5 protein-coding genes are annotated in these 7,634 nt (G+C 33.9%); 3 read left to right on the top strand and 2 right to left on the bottom strand.

What is annotated here, in order from left to right; all coding sequences use genetic code 11:
- Positions 1-58 precede the first annotated feature (58 nt).
- On the top strand, positions 59-2,212 hold the full coding sequence (locus tag DWA31_RS16575) for a sensor domain-containing protein (protein WP_114327687.1): 2,154 nt from the start codon (positions 59-61) through the stop codon (positions 2,210-2,212).
- Between the two features lie 413 nt (positions 2,213-2,625).
- Here the strand turns inward: DWA31_RS16575 and DWA31_RS16580 are convergent, their stop codons facing one another.
- Entirely contained in the window at positions 2,626-2,922 is a 297-nt protein-coding gene (locus DWA31_RS16580; protein ID WP_114327677.1) for a helix-turn-helix domain-containing protein, read from the bottom strand.
- 534 nt (positions 2,923-3,456) lie between these two features.
- On the opposite strand from DWA31_RS16580, the gene DWA31_RS16590 reads away from it, so the two are divergent.
- Positions 3,457-5,436: a methyl-accepting chemotaxis protein gene (locus tag DWA31_RS16590; RefSeq protein ID WP_114327679.1), complete on the top strand. Its 1,980-nt coding sequence runs from the start codon at positions 3,457-3,459 to the stop codon at positions 5,434-5,436.
- Positions 5,437-5,511: 75 nt separating this feature from the next.
- On the opposite strand, the gene DWA31_RS16595 is transcribed toward DWA31_RS16590, so the two are convergent.
- The gene (locus tag DWA31_RS16595) at positions 5,512-6,408 is read right to left on the bottom strand and encodes a DMT family transporter (RefSeq protein ID WP_114327688.1); all 897 of its coding nucleotides are present in this window, start codon (positions 6,406-6,408) and stop codon (positions 5,512-5,514) included.
- 188 nt (positions 6,409-6,596) lie between these two features.
- On the opposite strand from DWA31_RS16595, the gene DWA31_RS16600 reads away from it, so the two are divergent.
- Positions 6,597-7,220, top strand: coding sequence for a DsbA family protein (locus DWA31_RS16600; RefSeq protein WP_114327680.1), 624 nt, complete (start codon positions 6,597-6,599; stop codon positions 7,218-7,220).
- Positions 7,221-7,634: the final 414 nt, after the last annotated feature.

Raw genomic sequence — 7,634 nt, forward strand, 5'->3', positions numbered from 1 at the left:
TAAACCATCATTAATATAGGTTTCTTATAAAGAAATCTTGTTTGAGTTAAAAACATTTATGAATGTCCATAGAATAACAAGTATCGTAAAAAGTATATCAAATATTAATAGCAATAATTTCTTTGATGAAATTTGTATATCACTGAGTAGCGCCATTGACGCAGATTTTGTTTTTATAGCCACTATTGATGAGACTAAAAAAAATGCGACATCTATTTCTGTAGCAAATAGAGGGCGTAAAGTCGACAACTTTACTTATGGACTTGAATTCACTCCTTGTGCTGAAGTTTCTAATGGGTCTAATTGTACTCATAGTTGTAATGTTCAAGATCTTTATCCAGATGACCAATTACTCGTAGATATGGATATTAATGGATATGTAGGCGTTCCTTTAAATACAAGTAAAGGGGAAGCTAATGCTATTTTGGTCGCATTATTTACAGAAGAAATAAGCAAGGTTCAAGAGGTGGAAGCGCTCTTTTTACTTTTTTCTGGTTTGATAGAAAAAGAGTTACATAAAAGTAGCTATCTACAAACAATAGAGTTTTCTAATAGTATTATTGAAAATACTCACGAAGCCATCATGGTTTGTGATAAAAATAAATACATCACTTATGTCAACCCATCATTTACTCAAATGACGGGTTACACACAAATAGATTTACAAGGTAAAACACCAAAAACGTTAAGTTCAGGAAAACAAAGTAAGTCTTTTTATCAAGCTATGTGGTCAGGCATCAATAACAAAGGCCACTGGCAAGGTGAGATTTGGAATAAGCGTAAGGATGGTAATGAATATTTAGAATGGCTTTCTATTACGGCTATTATAGACGAGAATAATGAACTTACCCATTACACTGCTTTTTTTACGGATATTACAGAACAGCACGTCGCTAAAGAAAAAAGGAAATTTCAAGATTCATATGATGATTTAACCAAAGCCGCGAATAAAAAGACTCTATTCACCTTCATTGAACGTTCAATAATACAATACGAAAATCAAATTGAATGTAATACTCCTGCAGCTTTGCTTGTTATAGATATTGATTTATTTAAAAAATTTAACAGCTTATATAGTCATTCATTTGGGGATGAAGTACTTATACAAGTAGCTAATAGATTACAGTCAATCATTAGAAGTAGTGATATTGTAGCTCGCACTAGTGGTGATAATTTCGCATTGTTTGTTAATCACTTAATTAATCAGGATTCTATCGTTCACTTTATCGATGAAGTTACTCATGAATTCATCAAGCCTTTCGTAATCAATGATATTAATGTAAAAATAACGTTAAGTATTGGCATTGCTTACTTTAGACGAGATGCACAGGATGTACATAGGTTATTTGAAAAAGCAGAGCAGGCTATGTTTGCCGCTAAAGATAATGGACGAAACTCTTTTGAATTTTACAGTCAACTGCTATCTGATAAAGCGAACAAAGAAGAACAATTAAAATTATCATTAGAATCAGCCATTGAAAATGATGAATTTAGTGTAGTTTATCAACCTATAGTGTCTTTAAAAAATCAATCCGTGACTAAATTTGAAGCCCTTATTCGTTGGAATAAGAGCGGCTCATGGGTTTCCCCAGTAGAATTTATTCCGACAGCAGAAAAATTTGGTTTGATATCACAAATAGGAGATTTGGTTCTAAACAAAGCCTGTATGGAATTAATCAATCTCAAAAAAATGGGCTTTACTGATATCATTATCAATGTAAACCGTTCTATTTATGAGTTTTCTTCTGGTGCTGATGATACTTCATGGCTTGATACCATAAAAAAATACAACCTTAGCCCTGAAAGTATTTGTTTTGAACTAACCGAAAGCGCTCTTGCTCCTGAAAACGATAAATGCATAACTATACTTAATGAATTGCAAAGTGCTGGTTGTACAATAGCGCTAGATGATTTTGGTACAGGCTATTCGTCATTGAACTATTTACGTAGGTTTCCAATTGACACACTAAAAATAGATAGAGGCTTCATTTCTGAAATGACAAAAGTAGATGGTGATGTAGTGCTTGTGTCAGCTATTATTTCAATGGCTAATGCGCTTGGTATATCTGTTGTTGCAGAGGGTGTTGAATTAAAAAAAGAAGTAGATATTCTTGTTTTATTAGGTTGTGACTATATTCAAGGTTATTACTTCTCCAAGCCATTATTACCTGAGTTACTCCCCCAGTATTTATCTGACTTTCAATATGCATAATCCATTTGATTTTCATCAAAATGCAAAAACTTTGTAGATGATATAACAATAAATATTGACGACTTAGCTAAGTCGTTTGGTATAAATGTTATTACAGAAAAAGTTTAGTATATACAACAAGCTAATAAGCATGGGCTGCTAAAACAGTTGAAAACGTTAAGCCAGAAATTGTATTAATCTGAGATTAAAAAGTCTCCGCTTTCGTATCACAGTGATCCAAAATTACCGTTACTATACTAAAACTTAATCACAACTATGTGGTATTTGAAATCATAATAATAAGAGTTCAATCTCATTTGGTGATTGGTAATCTCAAATATTATGCGTAGCTACGCATTGAAGATTGGTAATATTTTTATTATTTCTCAAGAAAACAATAAAAATATAATTAAATTAGTCTTGGACTTGTCATCTTAGAGTATATACTCTATAATTCTTTTGTTCCCTTTATATGAACATTTTTTGTAATAATTGAATATTATAGCTCTCCTCATAGCTAATCCGCCGATAGTTCTACTATCGGTTTTTTTTTGCCTGAAATTTAACCGCGAAAGATCAATAGCCCTAATCACACCGTTTAGCTCATCAAATATATCAGGTAATATTTTACCTATTTGCTTTGCTTTTTCAGATGGAATTAAACCATCCGAAGTTCGATAAAATAATTCATCATCAAATGTTTCTCTTAATCGCTTCAGCATTTCACTCATTACTTCGCTTATACGGCCCAGGTCAGGAGTGGTTTGATAAAACGTGGAGACCAGGTGATTGGGTTCTCACACAGTCAATGGCAGGAGTGATCATATTGGAAGTAAATTTCATTTTGTAGTTGGTAATCTCAAGTATTATGCATAGCCACATTTATTCTTTTCAATAGATATCTAGTAACGCTTTTTCTAATTGCAGAAGAAACACTCAATTTTTAGCTGAACTAGCTATATCAGCAGCTCTAATTTACTAATAGCTTCATTAATAAGAACTATTTTATTCGCTAAAAGGGATTGTGCATCGTATAATCCTTGATTGTAATATAATGCTTTAGTTAACAAAGTAAGAAAAATTCAGTATAAATAGACCAACGTCGCAGTCTAGCTCCGAGAGTAGATTACGCTGTGATTTCGACTAAACGTGCTTTTTAATTTGTTGATAAGTCATCATACTAAAGAGCAATAAGTGGTTGAATATGCGCTTGTTACTATACTTCAAAGTGCTAAATCAATGATTAAAATTTTTTAAGGATATCTATGAACTTTGCTAACCTGTCATTTAGAAAGAAAATTTTCAGTTTGCTCGCTTTACCTATGATGGGTTTTCTTTGGCTAAGTATCAGTTCAATTATTGATGGTGTTGCTATTAAAAACGAAATGTCGACCATATCACCATTGACTGAATTATCCGTGGTGTATAGTGAATTAGTACATGAACTACAAAAAGAACGCGGTATGACAGCGGGATTTTTAGGATCAAAAGGAACTAAATTCTCAAAGAAATTACAAAATCAACGACAAGAGACTAATCAAAAGCGTACAAAAAAAGAAAGCTTTTGGGGTGGCAATGACTTTAGTCTTAATGAAATAAAGCAACTTAACACTACTATTAACCAATCCTTACAAAAACTAGCATCAATTCGTCAACAAGTAGACTCACAATCTATTTCGATAGGTAAAGCAATAAATTATTACACTCAATTAAATAAAAAGTTATTAAGTGTAGCAATCTTAAACGCTAATATTAGCTCTGATGCTTTAATAACGAAGGAAACAATTGCCTATTATAATTTTCTCCAAGGTAAAGAACGAGCGGGAGTTGAGCGTGCAGTATTAAGTAATACTTTTGCGAAGAATAATTTTTCTGAAGGGTTGTATGCCAAATTTATAACGTTAGTAAGTGAACAAAATGTTTATTTTGATAATTTCAATAAACTGTCTAATGAGCAGGGTAACAAGTACTTTGAACAGCAGCTAAATAGCAGTGCAGTTAAAGAAGTATTGAAATTAAGAGCAGTAGCAATAAGTAAACAAAGTGATTTTGGTATCGAAGCTGAATATTGGTTTGCTCAATCAACAGGGCGTATTGGTCAGTTGAAAAAAGTTGAAGATTACCTAGGTAATAAAATTTTGGCGCTAGTTGAAGAAAAAGAAAATAATGCCTTTCAAGCTATGATGGTTAACACCATTGTGAGTTCGTTATTAATTATTTTAGCGTTAACAATTAGCTTTTATACGACTAATGAATTAACGGGCCGAGTACGCAACTTAACGACAGTAATGGAAAAGGTAAGACATGAAAATGACTTAACCGTGCAAAGTAGCTATGAAGATAATAGTGAACTCGGTCAAATTTCAGTATCTTTGAATAAAACACTAGATAAATTTTCGGATGTAATTAAAGATATTTCATCATCAAGTATGACCTTAGCTTCGGCCTCTGAAGAAACCTCACAGACCTGTGAATATAATTCTCAATCATTAGTAGAACAGCAAGATGGTATTGCGTTAATTGCGACAGCAATTGAAGAGTTATCCGCCACGGTAAGAGAAGTTGCGGCTAATACGCAAAATACTGCCGCTTCTGCAAAAGATGCCGATGATAAAGCAAAGCATGGCTTGGAAATCGTACAGAAGTCTTACCAATCAATAGAAACCTTAGCGAGTGAAATTGATGGCTTAGCACAGCAAATTAGTAATTTGCATAAAAGTAGCAATAATATTACTAGCGTAGTTGATGTTATTAAGTCAGTTGCGGCACAAACCAATTTACTTGCCTTAAATGCAGCTATTGAAGCGGCAAGAGCGGGTGAGCAAGGACGCGGTTTTGCTGTTGTTGCAGATGAAGTAAGAACGTTGGCTCAACGAACCCAAGAATCTACCGCAGAAATTGAAAGTTTTATTTTATCGTTACAAGGTGATGCTAATGCGGCTTTTAATGTGATTGAAACAAGTCAGAAAAAAGCAGAAGATGCCGTGAAAAATTCAAAAAATGTTGAATTAGTGCTTGAAGAAATCACCGAGTCTGTCAGTACTATTTTTGCTATGGCAGATCAAATAGCGACAGCAATAGAGGAACAAGCTGTGGTAACCCAAGACGTTGCACAAAATGTAGTTGCTGTTGAAGAAAAATCAATGGAAAGTACCGAAGGAGCGAATCAAATAGCGATAACAGCTAGAGAGCAAGCTAAGCTAGCTACATCTTTACAAGATCTGGCAAGTACTTTTAAGGTATAAATTTCCAGCAGGAGTTGTAAAAATCACCGCCTTTAGGTGGTGATTTTTAACTATTTTGGTTTATTTACTCAAATATTAAGTCGATGTTTTGGCAAAAGCTATTTTGGTAAAAACAGCTAAGTATATACCACAAAAAATCAACAAAATCCCGCCAATGTGGAAAAGATAAATTTCTTCATCAAGAAAAAATGAAGATAATACAAGTCCATAGCAAGGCATTAAATGTATAAACAAGCCTGCTTTGGCTGCACCTAATTCACTGACACCTTTATTCCAAAAAACATACGCTAGAATTGAGGGAAAAATAGCCATATATAGTATGGTTAATAGCGAACTGTTTTGCCAAACAATGACAGGTGAATAATAGTGATACTCAATTAGTGCGAAAGGGAGTAGCGCGATGGAACCGACTAAAACGGTAACGCCAAAAAAAGTAAATCCATCTAGTTCAGCTGGTCGGTAACGTAATAATATTGAATAGGTTGCCCAGAAAATCACCGCAATTAACACATATATATCCCCCTGATTTATGGTGAATTCAAGTAAGCTTGATAAGTCTCCTTTTGTTATCAGTATTAAGACACCACTCAGTGAAATAAAAACGCCCAGCCATTGCTGTTTTGATACCGTTTCTTTAAGCCAAAATGCCGATAATATTAAAATGGCTATAGGAATAACTGATTGTAAAATTGTCGCATTAGTTGCTGTTGTAATCGTTAACCCTAAGTATATAAAAGTATTGAAACAGGCTACACTCAATACTGACAATAAGGTGAGAACTGGCCAATATTGTAAGATAATAGCTTTATTTTTTTTCAGTTTTGGTAGTAAAAATGGAGAAATTATCAGTAAGGCTAGTAACCAACGTAATTCAGCCATAACGATGGGCGATATAACTAAATGCATCGAACGACCTAACACAAAATTTCCAGCCCAAAATAATGTAGTGAGTGATAAAAGTAAGTAAGCCATTAAGTTCTCATTAGGCGGTTTTTTGACTATTGGCATAAATAAAAGCATCAATTTAATCGTTTTCAATGATGTTTATTTTTGAAAGTCAAGATAACAACAGAGTTGCTTAACATTGTAATTTGTAATTAATCGAAATACTATTTTATTCTATTTTACCCGGCTTAGAAGGTGAAAAGTAAGTGAACAATATGCCAAAACCAATTTTATATTATATTTATGATCCTATGTGTAGCTGGTGTTGGGGTTATCGACCAACGTGGCTTCTTTTACAAAAAAAACTTGAATCTGTGGTGCAGGTTAACACTATGGTGGGTGGCTTAGCTGAAGACTCTAATGTTCCTATGCCTGAAAAGACGCAACATTTTTTACAGCAAACTTGGCACAAGATCTCTGAGGAGTTAGGAACTCAATTTAATTTTGATTTTTGGTCAAAATGCCAACCAAAACGCTCAACTTATCCATCATGTCGTGCAGCTATTTTTGCTAGGCAATATCAGAAAGAACAAGCCATGTGTTTGGCCATACAAGAAGCTTATTATTTACACGCGCAGAATCCATCTGAGGTGGGTACACTAATCAAACTTGCTACCTCTATTGGGCTTGATGGAGACTTATTTGCACAACAGATCAATAGTGATAAGTTAAAGCAACAATTAGTTAATGAAATAGCGAAAGTAAGGGCAATGCCTATTCAAGGCTTTCCTTCTTTAGTACTCGCGGTGGATGGAGAGCTAATTCCGATTAGATTAGACTATAAAAATTGGCAAACGAGTTATGATATGATTTTAACAATGATTCATCATAAATCATGATTATTTTTGTTCATTACTTATATACCCGTGTTACTTCAAAATGCAGGATTCAGCTGGAATTAGAAACGTCTTTAGACACAGGTTCATAGTTCCAGACTGAACCTAAGTACCTACATCCATGTACGCAAGGCATTGATTGAAGATAATAGTTGTTCTATTGTCGAAATCAATAACGCTGCATAAAACGTTTCTAAACCAGCCCTACGGGGATGTCTGAGTAAATCATGCTCTTCGTTGCATCTGTTTTTAAGGGCGCTACATGGATGTAGCTTATGTGGACTCCCCCTTGTCAACAATAAAAATTATTTTTAAAGAATTAAATGCGAACTTATGTACGAGCTCTAAATTGAGTAGCTAACTCTGGCTCTATGATATTTTCGCGGACGTATTTTCAAATCTTATTAACGAGCTCTA

The sequence above is a fragment of the Candidatus Colwellia aromaticivorans genome (genome assembly GCF_003333305.1).
Lineage (GTDB): Bacteria > Pseudomonadota > Gammaproteobacteria > Enterobacterales > Alteromonadaceae > Colwellia > Colwellia aromaticivorans.